Source organism: Peptostreptococcus anaerobius 653-L (assembly GCF_000178095.1).
Lineage (GTDB): Bacteria > Bacillota > Clostridia > Peptostreptococcales > Peptostreptococcaceae > Peptostreptococcus > Peptostreptococcus anaerobius.
The window spans coordinates 1-20613 of record NZ_ADJN01000043.1; the positions used below are offsets into that span (position 1 = coordinate 1).

The window sequence follows — 20613 nt, forward strand, 5'->3', positions numbered from 1 at the left end:
AAAAATTATGTTTTATATTTATAGCTTTACTTGACATAGATACTTCTCCAACCTCATTTACTCCGACCAGATAATAGTCCCTATTCATATTGTCATCATTGGCCTCTATAGTTGTATGGTCATTGACTATGTTCTTGGCTTCTAACCTATAGAATTTTTCTTTGGATTGTTTGTCTACACTATATATCCTATAGTTAACTGCTCCATTCATCTTTGCCCATTTGAACTCTATTGACCTGTCCTCGTGATTTATCTTATAATCCAATTTTTCAGGAGCCTTTTCTTGAAAACCAGACCTATTACTTGAGTCAATTACAAGAGTATTTGACTTTCTTGTCATATTATCACCTGAAATACCTACCAAATACAACTCATACTTGTATGACTTGTCTTCACCTAGGTCAAGGTACTTGTTGATAGATATTCTATTTTTAGGAATTGCCTTAAAAGAGTCTGTCTTGATAATATCCTGTAACTCAAAGTCACCGTCACCCTTTTTTATATACATCCTATAGGACTTGATCCTCTTGTTGTGGTCCCAACCAAGCTCTAGCTTTAACTTGTCCTTGTCTATCTTAGAACTGTAATTTAAATTTTGAACATCTAAGTTCTCAAATTTTTTCTCTGTTACATGGACAAATGTAGAGTCCGATTTTCTTCCTGACCTTACCTTTAGCTTGTAAATACCGGGTCTATTGGCTTGTATATTACCATTTTTATCGACGACTATTCCATATTGTTTTTCAAGACCGCTGTCACCATACTGTGTTACAAGGTTACTATCCCATCTTTCATCATCTGAGTTTTTGTCTACCCTATAGTTTATTACTGACCTAGATCCTTGTGGACTAACCTTTATATTAGCACTAGCGTGACCTGTCTGGCCTTCCTCAATGTTTATTGACTTAGGTAGTTCTAATTCGTCAACCCTAGGCAATATCTTGATATTGGATTGGATTTCCTGCCTACCATACCTAGCTATTAGCCTAGTTTCACCTACACCAACAGCAGATATCTGGTCACCATCTATTTTCAAAATATTAGGTTGCGTTGATGAGTAGGTTAATTTATAGCCCTTTTCAAGCTTCTTATACTTTTCAATATCGACCTTTGAGTTTACCCTAGTAGAGTCACCATAGTATTCTAGTGGGCTTTCAAGGGCGATTTCCATATTGGATATCTTGGGGTCAACAACCATTATTGCAACTTTTCTAAGCACCCTATTCTTGTTTAGAATCCCTATTGATGAATACCCCTTTTTAAGAGCAGTCAGCTGGTTACCTTCTACCTTTAGGATATTATTTTGGTCGAGAACTGCGACCATCAACTTTGGCTTTTTAGAAAAGTTTGGGACTACTATATAGTCACCCATGGATATATTTACCCTATCTCCAACCTTGATTACATACTTATTTATATTAGTGATAAAGGTTCCTCCGTTTATATGGATGTCTAGCCCCTTCACCATGGGGTTGATATATCCGTATACCAGTCCAAAGTATAGTCCTAGTATAACAAGAGGAGCCGCCAAAATCATTATTAACTTTTTCTTCATTTTACAACTCCTCTAAGCCTATCTTATTAATTTACAGCTACTTCGTCTATAAAGTATCTCTTGTACCATACAAGGAATACAAGAATTGTGTATATCTTTCTAGCATTATTGATAGTGCCATTGTAGTGATCATCTAAAAGCTTATTTATCTTTTCCTTGTCAAAGAACTGGTCTACATAGTCAGCTGTAAAGTATTCCTTCACAAAATTGTAGTGCTTTTCTTCTGTGAACCATATCCTAATAGGAACTGGGAATCCCTTCTTCTTTCTCTTAAACCACTCTTCTGGTAGTTTCTCCTGGGCTGCCCTTCTTAGGACATACTTAGTAGTTCCATTCGTTATCTTCTGGTCAGATCCTATCTTTTCTCCAACCTTCATAACCTCCTTGTCTAGGAAAGGTACTCTTAGCTCTAGAGAGTGGGCCATACTCATCTTGTCTGCCTTTTGAAGTATATCTCCCTCCATAAATAACTTGATATCAAGCATCTGCTTTTTAGTGACATCATCCTTGCCCTTTACAAGATCGTATACTTCCTTAGTTATATCTCTTACACTTCTAGAATTCTTGAACCTATCTGTTACTATGTCCATAGCTTCGTCTTCTTCAAATATCAAGGCTTCACCTATAAATGTCTCCTCAACTGGTCTACCAGCCCTAAGCAATGTTGTCTTACCGTGGAACTCTGGTAGGTGCTTGGCAATAGCAGCAGCTTGCTTTAGGATAAATCCTGGCAACTGTCTTAGCTTTCTCTGACCTGCATCTATATCATACCACTCATAACCACCAAATATTTCATCTGCCCCTTCACCTGATAGGACAACTGTTACTCCATTGTCTCTTACAAGCTTTGATAGGAAGTATAGTGGTAGTGTTGATGGATTTGACTGAGGTTCATCCATATGGTACTGAATCTCTGAAAGCTTACCTAGACAGTCATCTCCTGTTATAGTCCTTCTTACATTTTCTATACCTAGTATTTTTGATAGGTCAGCAGCTAGAGTTGATTCGTCAAACTTCTCCTGCTCAAAACCTATTGAGAATGTCTTGTCAGGCATCAAGCAAGATGTTATATATGATGAGTCTATACCACCAGACAAGAATGATCCAAACTCAACATCTGCATGCTTGTGTAATCTTACAGAATCATCTACTACATCTTGGATTCTCTTTATATTTTCTTCTATTGTATTTTTTTCGTCATTGAAATTCACTTCCCAGTATTTTTCAATCTTCATTTCACCATTCTGGTAAGTGAAATAGTGACCAGGTCTCAACCTTTTTACACCCTTGAAGAATGTCTCATCAGGCTGAGAAGAATACTGGAATGTAAGATATGGCTTTAGGGCCTTTTCATTGACTTCCTTTTTAAATTCTGGATGCTCTAAGAATGACTTGATTTCTGATCCTATCATCATAGATTTTTGTCCATTCACTTCATACTGGTAGTAGTAGTATGGCTTGATGCCGAATATGTCCCTTGCACCAAACGCCTTTTTCTCTACCTTATCCCATATACAGAAGGCATACATACCCCTAAGCTTGTTTACAATGTCAGTTCCATATTCTGTATAACCATGTATCAATACCTCAGAGTCTGTGTCAGACTTAAATACATATCCCTTATCTAATAGGTCCTTTTTGATATCCATATAGTTGTATATCTCACCGTTGAATACCAAGACCTTTGTTCCATCTGCACTGTACATAGGCTGGCTACCTGCCTCAGATAGGTCAATAATACTAAGCCTCCTAAATCCAAGACCACAGCTATCATCAGTATATAGGTCCCCCATATCAGGACCCCTGTGTATGATCCTGTCCATCATCTTTTTAATTACAATATCTTTATTACTCGTGTTATCGAAATAACCTACTATTCCACACATAATATCTCCTTTTTGATTCCACTTTATATTTTAGTCACTTTACAAAAAAAGGAACATACCCTGACGAATATGCCCCTTGGATATCCTTAACAAATAAGGCTTTTACCCTTCATATGTACCAAATCCTTAAGACTTAAGGCATTATATGTACATTATCATCATATCACATATGACAATAGTAGTCAATATTTTAACCTAGTGTTTGTTGTACTTCCTCATTTTTTCAAGTCCTAGGTTATATAGGACTGCAACTATAATAAACAAGATCACATAATATATCACAGCCTTAGTTATTGAACCGGAAAAATAGTCCATTAGGCCTCCTTGGTTGTCCTTAATCCAGGCATCAATACCTATAACACCGACCTCAAACATCAGGGTATTTTTTACCCTATTTTTATCTAATTTCATATAAATGCCTCCAAATATAGTATTATATTCAAAAAATCCGAGTAAATAAAGTCATCTATTTACCCGGATATATATTCATCATATTTTGCTATCTAAAAGTAGCTAGGTCCTACTTCTTTATAGCCTTTATAGATAGGTTAATCCTATCCTTGTTGTCGATTTCTGTAACAAGTACGTCTACAACGTCACCTATTGACAATACGTCTTCTACCTTTTCAACTCTCTTGTTTGATATCTGAGATATGTGAAGTAGTCCCTGCTTGCCTGGTAGGATCTCAATAAAGGCACCGAAACTTTCTATTCTAGTTACTGTTCCCTTGTATATCTTGCCTGGTTCTGCTTCTGCTACTATGTCTTCTATCATAGAGATTGCCTTGTTGATCATTTCCTGTTCAACGCCTACTACGAATACCTCACCAGTCTGCTCTATGTCGATCTTGATACCAGTTTCATCTATAATCTTGTTGATCATCTTTCCACCAGGTCCTATTACGTCTCTGATCTTGTCTGGATTTATCTGCATCTTCACAATCTTTGGAGCGTATGGAGAAAGCTCTGGCTTAGGTTCAGTTATAACCTTCTTCATTTCGCCAAGTATATGCATTCTACCTGCCTTAGCCTGCTTAAGAGCCTGTCTAAGAACCTGTTCATCTATACCTGCAATCTTTATATCCATCTGTATAGCTGTTACACCATGTTCAGTACCAGCTACCTTAAAGTCCATATCTCCTAGGTGGTCTTCCATACCCTGGATATCTGATAAGACAGCTACCTTGTCATGGTGCTTGATTAGACCCATGGCAATACCAGCTACCATGTCCTTGATAGGTACACCAGCATCTAGTAGAGAAAGTGTAGATGCACAAACAGATGCCTGTGATGTTGAACCATTTGAGCTAAGTACTTCAGACACTAGTCTAATAGCATATGGGAAGTCATCCTGTGAAGGGATAACTGGCACAAGGGCTCTCTCAGCTAGGGCACCGTGACCTATTTCTCTTCTACCTGGACCCCTTGAAGGTCTAGTCTCACCAACTGAATAAGCTGGGAAGTTGTAGTGGTGCATATATCTCTTGTTGTCTTCTTCATCTAATCCATCTAACTTCTGACCATCTCCTAATGCTCCTAGTGTAGTAACATTAAGAACCTGAGTCTGACCTCTTGTAAATATTGCAGAACCATGAGTTCTTGGTATTAGGCCAGTTTCACACCATATTGGTCTTATTTCATCTAGGGCTCTATTGTCAGGTCTAACATTTTCGTCAACTATTAGACTTCTTACTTCGTCCTTGATAATGTCGTGTAGTACTTCTTCTATATCTCCAGCTACTTCTTCAAATTCTTCTAGTTCTTTTTCAAAGTACTCAAGAGTTTCAGCACTTACAGCATCCATCTTTTCAGTTCTTTCCATCTTTTCTACTGTCTTAACAGCAGCTCTCATCTTTTCCCTAGCAAAAGCATCAACCTTTGATCTTAGGTCTTCATCAGGTAAATGTAGCTTTATTTCACACTTTTCCTTACCTACTGCTGCAACGATTTCTTCTATAAAGGCAACTATCTTCTTAATTTCTTCGTGGGCAAAAAGTATTGCATTTAGAACTATTTCATCATCTATTTCTTCAGCACCAGCTTCAACCATCATGATTGCATCCTTAGTACCAGATACTACTAGGTGAAGAGTAGATACCTCTCTTTGCTCTTGTGTTGGGTTGACAACGAACTCACCATCAACTAGACCAATCAATACAGAACCTGTTGGACCGTTAAAAGGTATATCAGATATTGATAGGGCTATTGATGAACCTATCATAGCTACTATATCAGGTGTACAGTCCTGGTCTACAGACAATACTGTAGCAACAACCTGCACATCATTCCTGAATCCTTCTGGGAAAAGAGGTCTAATAGGTCTATCTATCAGTCTTGATGTTAGAACAGCCTTTTCAGATGCCTTACCCTCTCTCTTCAAAAATCCTCCAGGTATCTTACCTACAGAGTATAGCTTTTCTTCAAAATCTACACTTAGTGGGAAAAAGTCTATACCATCTCTTGGTTCTGCTGACTTTGTAGCATTTACCATCAACATAGTATCACCATATCTCATGATACAGTTACCATTTGTCATTTCACATATTTTGCCTACTTCAACAGATAGCTTTCTACCAGCTAATTCTGTTTCAAAAATTCTATGTTCGAACATAGTTTCCTCCTTAAACTTCCTTTGTATTTCTTGATTAACCATCAATTAAAATCTTATTATTTATCAAAAACCAATAACTACCTAGAAAAACTTACAGCTATTATATCTGGACCAGTATGTGAACAAACACAAACTCCACCCTTGGATATCAATACTTTTTTAACCTTGTCCTTTAGCTTGTTTTCTACCTCGGTAGCTAGCTTGACAAAGTCTTCCATATTGCAACCATGGCCAACAGTAAGGGTTATCTTTGACAGGTCCTTGTTTCTTTCTATTACCTTATCAATCAGATAGGCAATCATCTTCTTGCTACCTCTTACTTTTCCATCTATACTTATTTCACCCTTTTCCATCTTAAAAATAGGTCTAATACTCAACATATTTCCAATTACAGCTGCAGCCATTGTAACCCTACCACTCTTCTTAAGGTAGTCAAGGTTGGCTGGTGCAAAGTAAACAACAGCACTATCTCTTACATCTTCAAGATTCTTTAGTATCTCCTCTACTGATAGACCTTCTTCAATCATATCGCAAGCCCTTATTACAGACTGGCCAGCTCCTAGAGATAGGTTTTCAGTATCAAAAATATGTACTTCACCATCAGTATCGTTCTTAGCAAGGACAGCAGACTGGTAAGTCCCACTCTTTGTTGACGCTCCATTTATACATATTACTTTCTTACCTTCAGCTAGGGCCCTATCAAAGGCATCCTTAAATTGAACATACGTGGCCTGAGAAGTCTTTGGTATTTCCTTTGACTCCATTGCCATCTTGTAAAACTCTTCCTTAGTTATGTCAACTCCATCCTTGTATTCCTTACCATCCATTATCAATGTAAGGGGTACCATTTCAAGATAGTCCTTTGCCATTATCTCATCTGGAATATCACAAAGACTATCACATATTAATTTTATATCCAAGGTAATACCTCCCACGTTCATTATTCTCTAATATATCTATTATACATCATATTGACCTATAAGTATACTATTATGTTTGTCATTACAGTGGTTGAGTACAAAGCAAAATGGCCTGACCTCAATAGTCAGACCATTTTTAAGATATCTTGATAATCTTTTTAAATTATTTTCTAAGACCAAGTCTAGCTATAAGAGCTCTGTATCCTTCAAGATCGTTCTTCTTTAGGTAAGCTAGTAGATTTCTTCTTCTACCAACCATCTTCAGTAGACCTCTCCTTGAGTGGTGGTCCTTCTTATGTTCCTTTAAATGTTCGTTAAGGTAGTTGATTCTAGCTGTTAATAGAGCTATCTGTACTTCTGGAGAACCTGTATCTCCTTCTTTTCTACCAAAATCCTTGATTATCTGTTCCTTGTTTATCATTGTGTTCCTCCTAAAAATTTTAAAATCGCCTATAGCTAAGCATCGAGTGGAGACTCAAAAGCCGAGCCAAGGTTTAACCTCAATTAGTATAACATAAAATACTAACAATAGCAAATACTTTTGTGAATTATCTCAGACTTTCACTAGAATCTAGGACAGCCTTGACCAATAGCCTGTAGGTATTCGTTGGATAAGGATGACAAGACATAAGTATCAATCTTGTTTTGTCCTCCTGCTTATCAAACTTGGACCAATCCGTAGGCTCAATTATTTCTTTATTTTCTACTCTGTACTTGAGTATCTCTTCATGAGTTGTGATAAGTATTTCATCACCAGGATCTAAACGGTCAATGTGTAAGAATGTATCTTCGCCATTGTATCCACCTCTATGACCTGCTAGTACAGTGACCGTATTTTTGTCTTTACTTAGGTGATCAGTTTCTTCCAAAATGCCTACACCAGCTCTTAGGGCTAGATTACTCGTGTTATCAAAAATCGGCAATACCAGGTTGATTTTTTTTATCTCAATATAGGCTATTGCATTCTTAAGCATTTGTTTTTGTGCAGACTGGTTAAGACCTGATTTTTGAGGTTTTTCCAAATTTTTGCCTATTCTTTTAGACTTGTCGCTTGGCTTCTTAGTATTTTTTGTACTCGGTTTATTACCAGCCAATCCATTTTTTATAAACTCTTCTTTGGCACTTTCAATAGCATTTTTCCTCATTACGACCCTAAAATGACTATAGGACATATATACTAGTGAAGAAATTACAAGGATGATACCGATCAACTGAATGACCGATATCCCCCTTAGATTTTTAGATTTTCTACTTGCTCTTGACATGAATCTTCCTTTTTCTTCCTAGTATAATCATGGCTACACCAAGAGCAAACATAGAACCTGCGTATACACTTGGGTTTACTCCATCACCTGTTGCTGTTAGAGTCTTAGTTCCGTGTGAAGAGCCACCAGTTGATTCATATGATGGTTTATATGATTGACCTCGTCCTGTTCCTCCTGGTTGACCTTGTCCTGTTTCACCTGACTGTCTTCCTGAACCTGTGTCCTTGTCATCGGTAACAACCAATACACCATCCTTGAATTCAGCATTGCCACTTGTAAGTGAAGACAGTATAGTTACTTTTCCGTCTTTGTCTATAACAAATTCAAAATCTGTTACAACCTTTAGTCCCTTTGGAGCCGCTTCTTCATGGAATGTATACTTCTTGCCTACTTCAAGACCTCTAACAGTATGGTCAAGGTCTTTTTCTGTTGTCCACTTGTCAACTTCTTTTCTGAACTTGCCTACACCCTCGTATATAACGATCTTAGCTCCTACAACACGAACAAGAGATACATTGTCATTTCCTAGAGTTACTTTTCTTACTACTAGGTCTTTATTATGAGTAGTCTCGTTGTTTGAGCCACCATTATTGTTTGAACCTCCTGGATTTGTAGTACCAGATTTTGAAACTATAATTGTCTGAGCCTTATCAGTATTATCTTTATGTTCGATTACATTAGCTACTGGCTTACCATCTTGTCCTATCTTTAGTAGCTTGTTTGATGTTGCCTTTTCATAGACTACATACTTATGATTTTCCTTCAGTTCTACATTTGGGAACTTAACTTCCCAAGTTCCCTTGCCTGTATCATTTACTGTCACGATTTTTACTACTGGCTCTCCTACTTGTTCTGGATTATTAACATCCGTAATGTCCATTAGTTTTCCTTCTAGGCTATAGTTTTCACCTGGCTGTAGGTTTTCGTAAGTTACTGTATCTACTACTTCTAGCTTGTCCTTGACTTCTTCTGGCTTTAGGGCTAGTTCTTTGTCACTTCTTGCCTTCTTGTCGCCAATGCCTACAGTGGTTTTTAGAGTTCCATCTTCTGCATCATCTACTACAACTAACTTACACTACTTCAACCTTGCCATTTTCGTCTACCTTGAATGTTACATCGTTAACTGCCTTGTAGCCCTTTGGAGCTGCTTCTTCATGGAAGACATATGTTCCTGGCTTTAACTCGATTTCTTTTGCAGTTTCTGTCGATGTCCACTTTAGGTCACCTGCTACTCCATCTATTTTTCCCTTTGCTAACTGGTCACCTGATTCATTTCTAATTTCTATCTTGGCATCTTTTAGCTCTGTTCCGCCTATCTTTACCTTGCTTATTACTACCTTCTTGTAGTCTATAGCATCTGTTACAACAAGTTTTCCTTCTTCTATCTTTACTTCACCTGTTGTACTTGTTTTTTCTAGCTTTACTGCTCCCTTTTCATCTACTGTAAATACGAAATCTGTTACTGCCTTTAAGCCCGTAGGTGCTGTTTCTTCGTGGAATGTATACTTCTTTCCTACTTCTAGGTTTGGTATTGTGTGATCTTTTCCGTCTGTTTTCCAACTATGGATTGGATTTCCTTCTGCCTTTTCTCCTTCAAATATCTGGATACTAGCTCCTACAACTCCCACTGTTTTTGTTTCGTCATCTGATAGGGATACCTTACTTACAACAACTTCTTGCTTTTTGGCTTTCGCCTTATCCGTAATTATTAACTTATCATCTTTAGCCGTCACTGTTGCCGGTGTCTTATCTTCATTTTGTCCCTTAAATCCGTCGACTAGACTTACATTCCCCGACTCATCTACTTTAAATTTAAGCTCTGTTACCTTTTGGTATCCTTCTGGTGCGGCTTCTTCGTAGAATGTGTATGTTCCTGGCCTTATCTCGATTTCTTTTGCAGTTTCTGTCGATGTCCACTTTAGGTCACCTGCTTCTCCGTCTATTTTTCCCTTTGCTAACTGGTCACCTGATTCATTTCTAATTTCTATCTTGGCATCCTTTAGCTCTGTTCCGCCTATATTTACCTTTGATATAGTTATATTCTTTTCAGTATCAACTTTTTTATAAGTATTAGTCACTGTAAATAGCTTTGCCGTAGCATTTGCCACCTCAATAATTTTAGTATCTTCTTTTGAATAACCATTTTCTTTATCTTCCCATGGATTACCCTTATCATCTACTTCTTTAACTTTAAAAACAAAATTCTTTTTAGTTAATTCTTCGTTAACATAAACATTATTCCAAGCAACTGATGGCGTCATTTCATTTAGCTTGACTGGATTTTTTAATTTCCCTCCTACTAAATCTCTGTCAATAACCTTACTTTCATCTCCATCAACTACTTTCCATAGCTCGAAATACACCGGCTTTTTAGACTTTTTATTTAGATCTGACCACGTCTTGTTAACTTGTATTCTATGGATATGAGCCTCATTTTGGACTTTTGGTTCCTCTGTTTCTACTTTTTTCTTATTTACCAGATAAATTTCATTTTTTTCATTCCCATTGCCAGTAATAACTGTATCTCTACCTTCCGTCCATTCAAAGCCTTCTGGAATATCTAATTCCTCGACTGTATACTTAAACTTTTCATTTTCAAGATTTTCTTTTCCAGGATGGTATACTGGAAGGTTTTTAAATTCATATGTCCACTTATTATTTTCAAATAATAATATAGGCTTTATAATATTACCAGATGCATCAAGAGCAACATCACCATCAGCCTTTAATTTGATATTGACAGTCAAGAAGTTAGTATCATTATATTTCCCTCCATTTTCATCTTGCCACTTTTTTGACACTTGGATGGACATAACCGGAATCTTTTTATTTGTCATAACTATTTCTGTTACACCATTTACTTTACCATCTTCTCCAACAATAAAGGTTTTAGGTTCTGCCTTTCTATACCCTTCTGGAGGTGACACTTCTGATAATGTGTATCTTCCTGGTTGAAGATAAAAAGTTCTCGGATTGCTTAATTTATTATTTTCTGTCGTATCAGTTTTCCACCTGTAAATTATATTCTTCTCAGATTTTAGTTCAAGGGTAGCACCTGCTAGAAGTGCATTGCCTTCTTCATCAACCTTTTTCACCTTAATATTATATTTTTTAACATCAGGAGAACCTTTTTTATCAACAAGGTCCGTTCCAAGTAGATTCTGATATGGAAGTGCATTATCTTTTTGTCCCCTGTCTGGCATATACAAGTCCAGAGTTTGAGCTCCTGTATACTCATTTAAAGTCAACCCAAGCCCATGATCATCTTTACCTATTAGGAACCTATATAATCTCAATACTTTTGTTGTTATTGATTTTCCAATTCTATCGTCATTCAATTCAAACTCTTTTACACTATCTGTGTAATACCAGATTGCTTTTTGAGTAGCAGCATATATTTCTACATCTGAAACAGTATCATCATATGCAGTCTTATATGCATCTTTAATTTCTTCTACCCTGTTTCCATCATTTTCTCTATAGCCATTATAAATCACCTTAAGTACGGCACTTACTAGCTCACCATTATTCTTTAATCTTTTCTCATCTGCAAGATCTACAAATTTGTTATTAATACCTCCGTTTATCTTAGTGTACGTTGGCATTGGATCTGTTAAATCTCCAAAGTTTGGAGTTGAATCATACACATCAACTATAGACTTCTTAGCATTAAAACAGTATGCTGGCATGCCTTTATTTGCATCATTATCATTGTTTTTCTTAATATAGATTACATCATTTGCTACACCACCTTCATCCCCTTTAGGCTCATAAAGCTTATTATTAATAGAATAAGCCTTATATGCACCTACAACCCCATAATCATTTTCTGTTTGCTCTGCTATAATATTCATAGGAATTGCTTGTAATATTGTAGCAATAGCTAACAGCAGCGTTAGTAATTTTCTCCTCATTCTTTTTCCTCCTTTTCATATTTTTAGAACTTTCAGTAAATTATTGAGAACTATACACAAAATACACGATATTTTCACTGATTGTCATCATTATATCACACATTTTAAAAAAACTCTATCACAATTAGAAAATTGACAAGATTTGCTATTACATTACCAACTCTTAAAAATACTCTTAATATATATATCGAGCTACAACAAGAATCAGCACAACACCACTGCCGTACTGCACATCATCAAATATTTAATTATGTTTCACACTAGTACTATATAATATCACTATACTTATTTCTCACATATTCTTCATCAGCCTTCAGCTGGTCTGTAAGTTCTTCAATCGTCTCAAACTTTATCATAGGTCTCATAAGCTCCACAAACTCCACCCTAATATCTTTGCCATATATATCCTGATCAAAGTCTAGTATATATGTCTCAACTGTAGTCTTGTCTCCATTTACTGTTGGGTTGTTGCCAATACTTGTGGCTCCCTTATACTTCTTTGCGTCTATCTCAACAAGTGTCGCATACACACCATCTGCTGGTATGACTAGACCTCTGTCATAGTCTATATTGGCTGTAGGATACCCTATCTTGCTACCTATCTGCCTGCCCTTTATTACAACTCCATCTATAGAATATAACCTATCCAACATAAAGGCAACTGATGTAACATTTCCCTCTATTATATTTGCTCTAATATCTGTAGAACTGACCCTAGTCCCATTTAAGAGTATCGGTGCAACTATCTCTAGTTCAAATCCAAACTCATCCTTGACACTTTCAAGATAGGCTGGATTACCTTCTCTGTTCTTGGCAAAAGAGAAGTCATGACCAACTATCAGCTTCCTCATGTTGAGTTTGCCAAGTAGGATTTTTTTCACATAGTCTTCTGCTGAGATACTTGTCATATCTGAGTTAAACTCAATATTGACACATATATCTACACCCATACTCTCGATAATCCTCAGCTTCTCTTCTATAGTGATAATATTCTTCACTGAACCAGGAATAAAGTAGTTGACTGGGTGGTTTGAAAATGTAAACACTACACTCTTTAAACCATTCATCCTTGCATAATCAACAGTTTTTGATATTAGTGTCTGGTGCCCCCTATGGACACCGTCAAAATTTCCTATAGTAATACAGGTCTTATCTGTAATATTTATTTCATCTAACCTACTAAAAACAATCATTCATTCACCTACTATAATTTAAATATTTTTACTAATTAACATTATAAGCTATTTATTTTACTTACTATAATTATAACCTAAATATCTTTTCACTCTTTATCATCAATGCATCATTGTGGTAGCTCAATTTTCCAATACCGATAAATCCATCTCTGTCATATACCCTTACATCTAGTTCAAAGTTTTCTTTATCTGCTTGTTTAGCTTCGATGTTTGTTTTTGCCCCAGTACTAGTGTCTATGTACTTCTTGTAGTCTCCATCTATAAACCTACGTTCTTCAATCATACCACCATTAGAATAGTACTTAGAGGCATTGTCTTTTATTTTTAAAAATGGAAAATCTGCCAACACATCTTCAACACTATACGAATGGTCAATCAGACTTCCTTCATCCCTAAACTTCTCCAATTCTTCTAGACTAATCGAATCATCTAAGGTAAATATGCCGCTTCTCGTCCTAGTCAAGCTAGACATATGACCACCTACACCTAGTATTTGGCCTACATCGTGACATACACTCCTTACATAAGTACCCTTGGAGCAGTCTATTTCAAACAATATTTTAGGAATATCTAATGATTTTATATCTATCTTTTTGATCTTTATAGGTCTTGGTTTTAGGACTATCTCATCTGCCCTTCCACGTCTTACGAGATCACACATCTTCTTACCCTTAACCTTTAGGGCAGAATACTTAGGTGGGTATTGGTCAATATCCCCAACCTGACTCATAAGAGCATCTACTACCTGCTCGTCAGTTAGGTCAGATAGGTCTTTTTCAAAGACCACTTCTCCAGAAGAATCATAGGTGTCAGTCTCAACACCTAATGTAAGCTCACACTCATAGGCCTTGTCCTTGTTCAAAATCAAGTCACATACCTTTGTTGCCCTTCCCACACATATTGGCAATACACCAACAGCATCTGGATCAAGGGTACCCGTATGACCCACTTTTTTAGTACCAAGTATTTTTCTCACCTTGTAGACAACATCATGAGATGTCATACCAGGTGGTTTCTTTATATTAAAAATCCTATCCATTATATCCTCACTTTTAATTATATATTTATTACTCTATGTATGTGTATCTATATATTATTTATACATCTATATTATATATATCTCTAAATATATGTACTTATATATATTTGCCTAACTATATAAACTTTACAGCTTCTTGTCTTAACATATCCCTAGCCTCGTCAAGACTCTTGTCTCTGATGGTCAGACCTGATGCCCTAACATGGCCACCACCACCAAATACCTGGGCAAGTTTTGTACAATCCACATAAGACTTCGAACGCAGACTGACCTTTATCTCACCTATCTCCTTCTCCTTGATAAATATACCTAGCTCTACACCATCTATATCCCTTGTATACGGAGTGATAGCATCTATATCGTCATAGTTTATATTATTTTCATCTAGCATTTTTTTGCTCACTGTTGCAAGAGATATTTTTCCTTCTATGATCTCCATATTGTCCAATACTTGGCCAAGTACCTTGTAGTAGGCTAGAGACTTACTCTGAAAAATCTTTTCTATCACAAGATTTTTATCTGCGCCTCTAGTTACTAGGTCAGCAGCCATCAGATATGAGGATGGTTCTGTATTGGAATACTGAAAATTACCAGTGTCTGTAACAAGACCAGTATATAGACAAGTTGCTATATCATAGTCTATTATATCTTCGAACCTGTCTTCGTATGTCTTTATAATATTGTAAACCAACTCACAAGTAGAAGACGCCCTTGTGTCTATGTATTTTATAAATCCATAGTCGCCATTTGTGTGATGATGATCTATGCAAATTATACCATCAGATGTTTCAAGTAGGTCCTTATCCATGCAAATTCTCTCATATGAACCAGAATCCTGAGCGATTACCTTGTATCCTGCTAGACTTTTTATATTAGATGACTTGCTCTTATCTATATCTACCTTATCATACAAAAACTCTAGGTCACTTGGATATGGATCATCCAATATATATACGACTTGCTTGCCTAGTTTTTTCAAAAAACCACACATGGCTCTTGACGAACCAATGTTGTCACCGTCTGGATTTATGTGGGATGTAACTACAAATTTATCATTTGCTATTATGTAATCGATTATTTCATTTATTATCTTTAGGAATTCCTTTGATAGACTCCTGTTAATTATCTGTGACATTTGTACCTCCATATTTTAATACCATCTTATATTATATCATGATTCTATAGATGAATACGAATATTTTAATATTCAATCAGAAAAATGAGACAAATTTGATTTACTGAATCAAAAATAAAAGGCCGTAAGCTTAGAATACCAAACCTACGACCAATCTATTTATATCTTATTATTCTTCGTCCTTGTTGACGCTCTTGATCAACTCATCCATATACATACCTCTTTCAATAGAGTCGTCGATCTTAAATATGATCTCTGGAGCATATCTTAGCTTGACCTGTCTACCTACTTCTCTTCTGATGTATCCTCTGGCTGAGTTTAGACCTTCTAGTGACTCTTCCTTGTCGCCACCTAGTATACTGATGTATACAAAGGCATACCTAAGGTCGTTTGTAACCTCTACATCAGTTACGCTGATCATAGATGTTATCCTAGGGTCTTTTATACCATTTATCAGCATGACGCTGATTGCTTTTTTTACTTCTTCACTGATTCTTCTAATCCTGTTTGAAGCCATGTTATACCTCGTCTTTCTGAGGCTAGTCTATAGTTCTTTCTACTTCCTTAACTATATATGCCTCAACTATATCTCCTACCTTGATATCATTGTAGTTTACAAAGCTTAGCCCACATTCATATCCATGTGACACTTCCTTGACATCATCCTTAAATCTCTTAAGGGCAGCTAGTTCACCTTCGTGGATTATGATACCATCTCTTACTATTCTAACCTTAGAGTTTCTGATGATCTTACCACTTAGGACATAACAACCTGCTACTGTACCTACTCCTGATATCTTGTATATTTCTCTTATTTCTACCTTACCTGTATCTTCATCAACTAGGTCTGGATCTAGCATACCTGACATGGCAGCCTTCATATCCTCTATAGCCTTGTAGATGATTGTGTATGTTCTGATATCTACAGATTCCTTTTCTGCTAGCTGTTCTGAACCAGACACTGGTCTAACGTTGAATCCTATGATTATGGCATTAGATGCAGATGCTAGTAGGACGTCTGATTCTGTTATAGCACCAACACCACCATGGATTACGTTGATTGCTACTTCATCATTAGATAGCTTTTCTAGCGACTGCTTTACAGCCTGGACAGAACCCTGTACGTCTGCCTTGATTACTATGTTTAGGTCTTTTACCTTACCTTCTGACATCTGGGCAAATAGGTCATCTAGTGATACCTTAGAAGATGCCTTTAGCATTTCTTCTCTCTGGATAGCCTGTCTCTTCTCTGCTATAGTTCTAGCAGCCTTGTCATTAGGTACAGATACAAACTGGTCTCCACCCTGTGGTACTTCTGATAGTCCTAGAATTTCTACTGCTGTAGACGGACCTGCCTGCTTTACTCTCTTACCCTTGTAGTTGATCATGGCTCTTACCTTACCAGATGCTACACCGGCTACTATTGGGTCACCTACTCTTAGGGTACCACCCTGGACTAGGATAGTCGCTACTGGACCCCTACCCTTGTCTAGTTCTGCCTCTATTACTGTACCAACAGCCCTCTTGTCTGGGTTGGCCTTTAGCTCTTCTACTTCTGCAACTAGTAGTACCATCTCTAGTAGAGTCTCTATGTTAATTCTCTTCTTGGCTGATAGTTCTACTGATATTACATCTCCACCCCAGTCTTCTACTAGAAGTCCCTGTTCAGATAGCTCCTGCTTTACTCTTTCTGGGTTGGCTCCTGGCTTGTCTATCTTATTGATAGCAACGATTAGGGGAACACTTGCTGCCTTGGCATGGTTGATAGCCTCTATTGTCTGTGGCATGATACCGTCATCGGCTGCAACCACTAGGATAGCTATGTCTGTTACCTGGGCTCCTCTGGCTCTCATTGAAGTGAAGGCCTCATGTCCTGGTGTATCTAGGAAAACTATCTTCTGGCCATTTATCTTTACTTCTGAAGCACCTATATGCTGAGTGATACCACCTGCTTCTCCTGATGTTACATCAGTGTCCCTGATAGCATCTAGTAGGGATGTCTTACCGTGGTCAACGTGTCCCATTACTGTTACTACTGGTGGTCTAGGCTTTAGGTCCTTTTCTAGGTCCTCTTCTATATCCATTAGAGCTTCAATCTCTAGTTCTTCTATTTCTGAGCTATCCTTCTTCATTAGGGTAAAACCATACTCGCTGCATATAAGTGATGCAATATCAAAGCTGACTTCCTGGTTGATTGTAGCCATAGTACCCATCTTCATCAATTTCATGATGATTTCTGATGCTGGCTTGTCCATCTCTGTAGCTAGGTCCTGTACAGTTATCTTGCTGTCAACCTCTACCACATTTCCCTTTGCTTCACGAATTTCTTCGTTTAGCATCTCAACTAGTAAAGTTAAGTTTTCTCCTTCTACATGTCCGTTTTCTGTTGTTTCAATACCAAAGTCGTTAATCTTAGACATAAGTTCTTTTTCGCTCATGTTATAATCTTCGGCTATATGTTTTATGCTTGTTGTAGACATAAAATACACCTCCTTAAAATTGCCCTCTTAGACCTCTTCTACTAGTCTTAGTATCTGGTCTGCAAAATTTTTATTCTTAATTCCCAATACAGCTCTCGGGCTCTTTCCAATTGCCAATCCTAGCTTGTCTTTTGTCCCAAGCTTGATGTAGGCAATATTTCTAAAACTGCATTTATCCGAAAAAAGTTTTGTCGTATTCTTAGAAGCATCCTCTGCGATTATTACGAGACTCACCCTCTCTTTTTTGACTTCATTGAGAGTAGTATCATCACCTGATACCAGGTTGCCTGACCTCATACATAATCCTATCATAGAGTATAGCTTTTTTTCATTCATATCTATCATATTTAGTCCTCATTTGAACTGACCTTGTCAAGTTCATCAAGTAAGTGCCTGTAGACTTCATCCTCTACATCCATCTTGAAGGCCCTGTTAAGTGCCTTAGACTTGATAGCCTTTGAAAGACACTCGTGAGTAGCGCATACATAGGCTCCTCTACCATTTGCCCTTCCACTTGGATCTAGAAATATCTCATTGTCCTTGTTCTTTACGATGCGGATCAACTTCTTCTTGTTGTCTCTTTCTTGACAGGCTATACATTTTCTCTGAGGTATCTTCTTTTCTTTCATATTCCACCTCTTATCTAGGCCTGATCACCTGATGTCTCTTCTACTTCACCATCAGATAGGATTTCTTCTGCAACTTCTACATCAGCAGGCTCCATAGCTTCTTGAGCTGATTCAAGTGCCACTTCTTTGTCCATATCTTCTGCTGGATTTTCCTCTGCAAGTTCTTTACTAGCCTTTTCTTCCTCAACTGCTAGCTTGTCACTAGCTATTTTTTCAAGTAGGGCTCTTTCATCTTCTTCAGTAAAGTCTGATTCTGGCTTGATATCTATCTTCCAGTTAGTAAGTCTAGCAGCTAGTCTAGCATTCTGTCCTTCTTTACCGATTGCAAGTGACAACTGATAGTCTGGTACTATTACTACAGCAGACTTTTCTTTTTCGTTTACAAATACCTTTGTAACCTTTGATGGGCTAAGTGATGCTTCAACGAACTGACCAATGTCATCGCTGTACTTCACTATGTCTATCTTTTCGTCACCTAGTTCATCTACTATATTTCTAACTCTTGATCCCTGAGTACCAACACATGCTCCTATTGGGTCTATGTTTTCGTCAGTAGATAATACAGCCATCTTTGTTCTTGAACCAGCTTCTCTAGATATAGACTTGATCTGAACAGTACCGTCCTGGATTTCTGGTACTTCCATCTCAAACAATCTCTTAACTAGTCCTGTATGGCTTCTAGATAGTAGTATCTGTGGGTTCTTGCTAGTTTTGTTTACGTCTACAACGTAGAACTTCATATTTGTTCCTATCTTGTATTCTTCGCCCCTGATCTGCTCACTTGCAAGTAGGACACCCTCGCCCTTGCCTATCTGTGCGAATACTATACACTTTCCATCTCTTTGAGAAGTTCTAGATATTTCACCAGTTATTAATTCATCCTGCTTTTCAATGAATTCATTGTATGTCATTTCTCTTTCAGCTTCTCTGATCTTCTGTACTACTATCTGCTTGGCAGTCTGTGCAGCTATTCTACCAAAGTCCATAGGTGTTACTTCATGCTCTATTATGTCACCCAACTCGTAGTTTGGACTGATTTCTCTTGCTTCACTTAGCTCGATTTCAAGGAAATTATCATATAGGTCCTGTTCATCAACTACTACTCTCTGTGAGTATACCTTTATGTCTCCTGTTTCTCTGTTTAGGTCTATTCTAACATTCTGTGCAGACCCGAAATTTTTCTTGTATGCAGATGTCAAAGCCTGTTCTATTGTTTCAAGTAGTACTTCCTTGTCTATACCCCTATCCTTCACAAGCTCTTCTAGTGCCTGCATAAATTCAACGTTCATCTTATTTTTACCTCCAAAATTAAAACACTACTGCTAAACGCACCTGTGCAACTTCTTTTCTATTTAACTTTAATTCTTTACCCTTATATAGTAATACTATATTGTCATCTTCTAATCCGCATAGGTCAGCCTCAAAGTGCTTGCCCTTTACTATATCGTTATTTGCATATAACTTTACTTCAACCAACTTGCCAGAGTATTTTTCGTACTCGTGGTCTCTTTTTAGAATCCTATCAATTCCCGGAGAACACACCTCTAGTAGGTAGTTTTCTTCAATCATGTCCTTTTCGTCTAGGATTGGATTTAGGTCCCTGCTGACTTTTTCACATTCATCAAGACCGATTCCATCCTCTGAATCGATAATTACCCTTAGGTAGTATATTCCAGCTTCCTTGACATACTCTACATCTACTAATTCAAAGCCATATAGGTCTGCAATAGGCTGAACAAGTTTTTCTACCTGCTGTGCAATATTCTTTTTCATTATTCCACCTCCATATTCAATTGTCCTTGTGTCTATTTGATTCCATTAGAAATAATGTGCCCATGCACGAAAAAATGTGAGCCAATAAAGCCTCACACCAACAAACAAATATTCACTATTTATAGTTTAACACTTATTAAATAAAAAAACAATACTATTCAGGTAAATAAAAATGCTAAATTTCAACGTTCTATTTTTGTTGAATTTAGC

18 protein-coding genes are annotated in these 20613 nt (G+C 37.1%); all 18 read right to left on the bottom strand.

The features are described from left to right. A partial coding sequence (locus HMPREF0631_RS04460; protein WP_002843812.1) for a hypothetical protein occupies positions 1–1555 on the bottom strand: 1555 nt, incomplete at its 3' end. A 26-nt stretch (positions 1556–1581) separates the two neighbouring features. Further along, positions 1582–3441, bottom strand: coding sequence for an asparagine synthase (glutamine-hydrolyzing) (gene asnB, locus HMPREF0631_RS04465; protein ID WP_002843735.1), 1860 nt, complete (start codon positions 3439–3441; stop codon positions 1582–1584). Between the two features lie 195 nt (positions 3442–3636). Further along, complete coding sequence (locus HMPREF0631_RS04470; protein ID WP_002843757.1) at positions 3637–3852, bottom strand: hypothetical protein; 216 nt, start codon at positions 3850–3852, stop codon at positions 3637–3639. Between the two features lie 109 nt (positions 3853–3961). Continuing rightward, positions 3962–6052 (bottom strand): polyribonucleotide nucleotidyltransferase, encoded by a 2091-nt coding sequence (pnp, locus tag HMPREF0631_RS04475; RefSeq protein ID WP_002843726.1) that lies wholly within the window; start codon positions 6050–6052, stop codon positions 3962–3964. Between the two features lie 77 nt (positions 6053–6129). Further along, positions 6130–6972, bottom strand: coding sequence for a DegV family protein (locus HMPREF0631_RS04480; RefSeq protein ID WP_002843737.1), 843 nt, complete (start codon positions 6970–6972; stop codon positions 6130–6132). Positions 6973–7135: 163 nt separating this feature from the next. Continuing rightward, positions 7136–7393, bottom strand: coding sequence for a 30S ribosomal protein S15 (gene rpsO, locus HMPREF0631_RS04485; RefSeq protein WP_002843739.1), 258 nt, complete (start codon positions 7391–7393; stop codon positions 7136–7138). Between the two features lie 127 nt (positions 7394–7520). Further along, positions 7521–8237: a class C sortase gene (locus HMPREF0631_RS04490; RefSeq protein WP_002843836.1), complete on the bottom strand. Its 717-nt coding sequence runs from the start codon at positions 8235–8237 to the stop codon at positions 7521–7523. After that, on the bottom strand, positions 8221–9255 hold the full coding sequence (locus HMPREF0631_RS04495; RefSeq protein ID WP_157755928.1) for a VaFE repeat-containing surface-anchored protein: 1035 nt from the start codon (positions 9253–9255) through the stop codon (positions 8221–8223). The genes HMPREF0631_RS04490 and HMPREF0631_RS04495 overlap by 17 nt, the downstream gene beginning before the upstream one ends. Before the next feature lie 52 nt (positions 9256–9307). Beyond that, positions 9308–12151 (bottom strand): SpaA isopeptide-forming pilin-related protein, encoded by a 2844-nt coding sequence (locus HMPREF0631_RS04500; protein WP_002843811.1) that lies wholly within the window; start codon positions 12149–12151, stop codon positions 9308–9310. Positions 12152–12417: 266 nt separating this feature from the next. Further along, positions 12418–13344 carry a bifunctional riboflavin kinase/FAD synthetase gene (locus HMPREF0631_RS04505; RefSeq protein ID WP_002843717.1) on the bottom strand — a complete coding sequence of 309 codons (927 nt, stop codon included), beginning with the start codon at positions 13342–13344 and terminating at the stop codon, positions 12418–12420. A gap of 70 nt (positions 13345–13414) precedes the next feature. After that, a complete protein-coding gene (gene truB / locus HMPREF0631_RS04510; protein ID WP_002843725.1) occupies positions 13415–14386 on the bottom strand; it encodes a tRNA pseudouridine(55) synthase TruB in 972 nt (323 codons plus the stop codon). A 115-nt stretch (positions 14387–14501) separates the two neighbouring features. Further along, positions 14502–15521, bottom strand: coding sequence for a DHH family phosphoesterase (locus HMPREF0631_RS04515; RefSeq protein WP_002843792.1), 1020 nt, complete (start codon positions 15519–15521; stop codon positions 14502–14504). 169 nt (positions 15522–15690) lie between these two features. Next, positions 15691–16038 carry a 30S ribosome-binding factor RbfA gene (rbfA, locus tag HMPREF0631_RS04520; protein ID WP_002843825.1) on the bottom strand — a complete coding sequence of 116 codons (348 nt, stop codon included), beginning with the start codon at positions 16036–16038 and terminating at the stop codon, positions 15691–15693. A 22-nt stretch (positions 16039–16060) separates the two neighbouring features. Further along, positions 16061–18001 carry a translation initiation factor IF-2 gene (gene infB, locus HMPREF0631_RS04525; protein ID WP_002843845.1) on the bottom strand — a complete coding sequence of 647 codons (1941 nt, stop codon included), beginning with the start codon at positions 17999–18001 and terminating at the stop codon, positions 16061–16063. Between the two features lie 27 nt (positions 18002–18028). Next, positions 18029–18346 (bottom strand): L7Ae/L30e/S12e/Gadd45 family ribosomal protein, encoded by a 318-nt coding sequence (locus HMPREF0631_RS04530; RefSeq protein WP_002843740.1) that lies wholly within the window; start codon positions 18344–18346, stop codon positions 18029–18031. 2 nt (positions 18347–18348) lie between these two features. Further along, entirely contained in the window at positions 18349–18630 is a 282-nt protein-coding gene (gene rnpM, locus HMPREF0631_RS04535; protein ID WP_002843724.1) for an RNase P modulator RnpM, read from the bottom strand. A gap of 14 nt (positions 18631–18644) precedes the next feature. Continuing rightward, a complete protein-coding gene (gene nusA, locus HMPREF0631_RS04540) occupies positions 18645–19919 on the bottom strand; it encodes a transcription termination factor NusA (protein WP_002843723.1) in 1275 nt (424 codons plus the stop codon). Between the two features lie 19 nt (positions 19920–19938). Further along, positions 19939–20403, bottom strand: a complete 465-nt coding sequence (locus HMPREF0631_RS04545; RefSeq protein WP_002843816.1) for a ribosome maturation factor RimP — start codon at positions 20401–20403, stop codon at positions 19939–19941. Positions 20404–20613: the final 210 nt, after the last annotated feature.

Bases quoted from the DNA above. Each gene is read 5' to 3' on its own strand.
- HMPREF0631_RS04530 (WP_002843740.1), bottom strand. From the start codon at position 18,346: ATGATAGATATGAATGAAAAAAAGCTATACTCTATGATAGGATTATGT.
- truB (WP_002843725.1), bottom strand. From the start codon at position 14,386: ATGGATAGGATTTTTAATATAAAGAAACCACCTGGTATGACATCTCAT.
- nusA (WP_002843723.1), bottom strand. From the start codon at position 19,919: ATGAACGTTGAATTTATGCAGGCACTAGAAGAGCTTGTGAAGGATAGG.
- asnB (WP_002843735.1), bottom strand. From the start codon at position 3,441: ATGTGTGGAATAGTAGGTTATTTCGATAACACGAGTAATAAAGATATT.
- rpsO (WP_002843739.1), bottom strand. From the start codon at position 7,393: ATGATAAACAAGGAACAGATAATCAAGGATTTTGGTAGAAAAGAAGGA.
- HMPREF0631_RS04505 (WP_002843717.1), bottom strand. From the start codon at position 13,344: ATGATTGTTTTTAGTAGGTTAGATGAAATAAATATTACAGATAAGACC.
- rnpM (WP_002843724.1), bottom strand. From the start codon at position 18,630: ATGAAAGAAAAGAAGATACCTCAGAGAAAATGTATAGCCTGTCAAGAA.
- rbfA (WP_002843825.1), bottom strand. From the start codon at position 16,038: ATGGCTTCAAACAGGATTAGAAGAATCAGTGAAGAAGTAAAAAAAGCA.
- HMPREF0631_RS04470 (WP_002843757.1), bottom strand. From the start codon at position 3,852: ATGAAATTAGATAAAAATAGGGTAAAAAATACCCTGATGTTTGAGGTC.
- HMPREF0631_RS04490 (WP_002843836.1), bottom strand. From the start codon at position 8,237: ATGTCAAGAGCAAGTAGAAAATCTAAAAATCTAAGGGGGATATCGGTC.
- infB (WP_002843845.1), bottom strand. From the start codon at position 18,001: ATGTCTACAACAAGCATAAAACATATAGCCGAAGATTATAACATGAGC.
- HMPREF0631_RS04545 (WP_002843816.1), bottom strand. From the start codon at position 20,403: ATGAAAAAGAATATTGCACAGCAGGTAGAAAAACTTGTTCAGCCTATT.
- pnp (WP_002843726.1), bottom strand. From the start codon at position 6,052: ATGTTCGAACATAGAATTTTTGAAACAGAATTAGCTGGTAGAAAGCTA.
- HMPREF0631_RS04515 (WP_002843792.1), bottom strand. From the start codon at position 15,521: ATGTCACAGATAATTAACAGGAGTCTATCAAAGGAATTCCTAAAGATA.
- HMPREF0631_RS04500 (WP_002843811.1), bottom strand. From the start codon at position 12,151: ATGAGGAGAAAATTACTAACGCTGCTGTTAGCTATTGCTACAATATTA.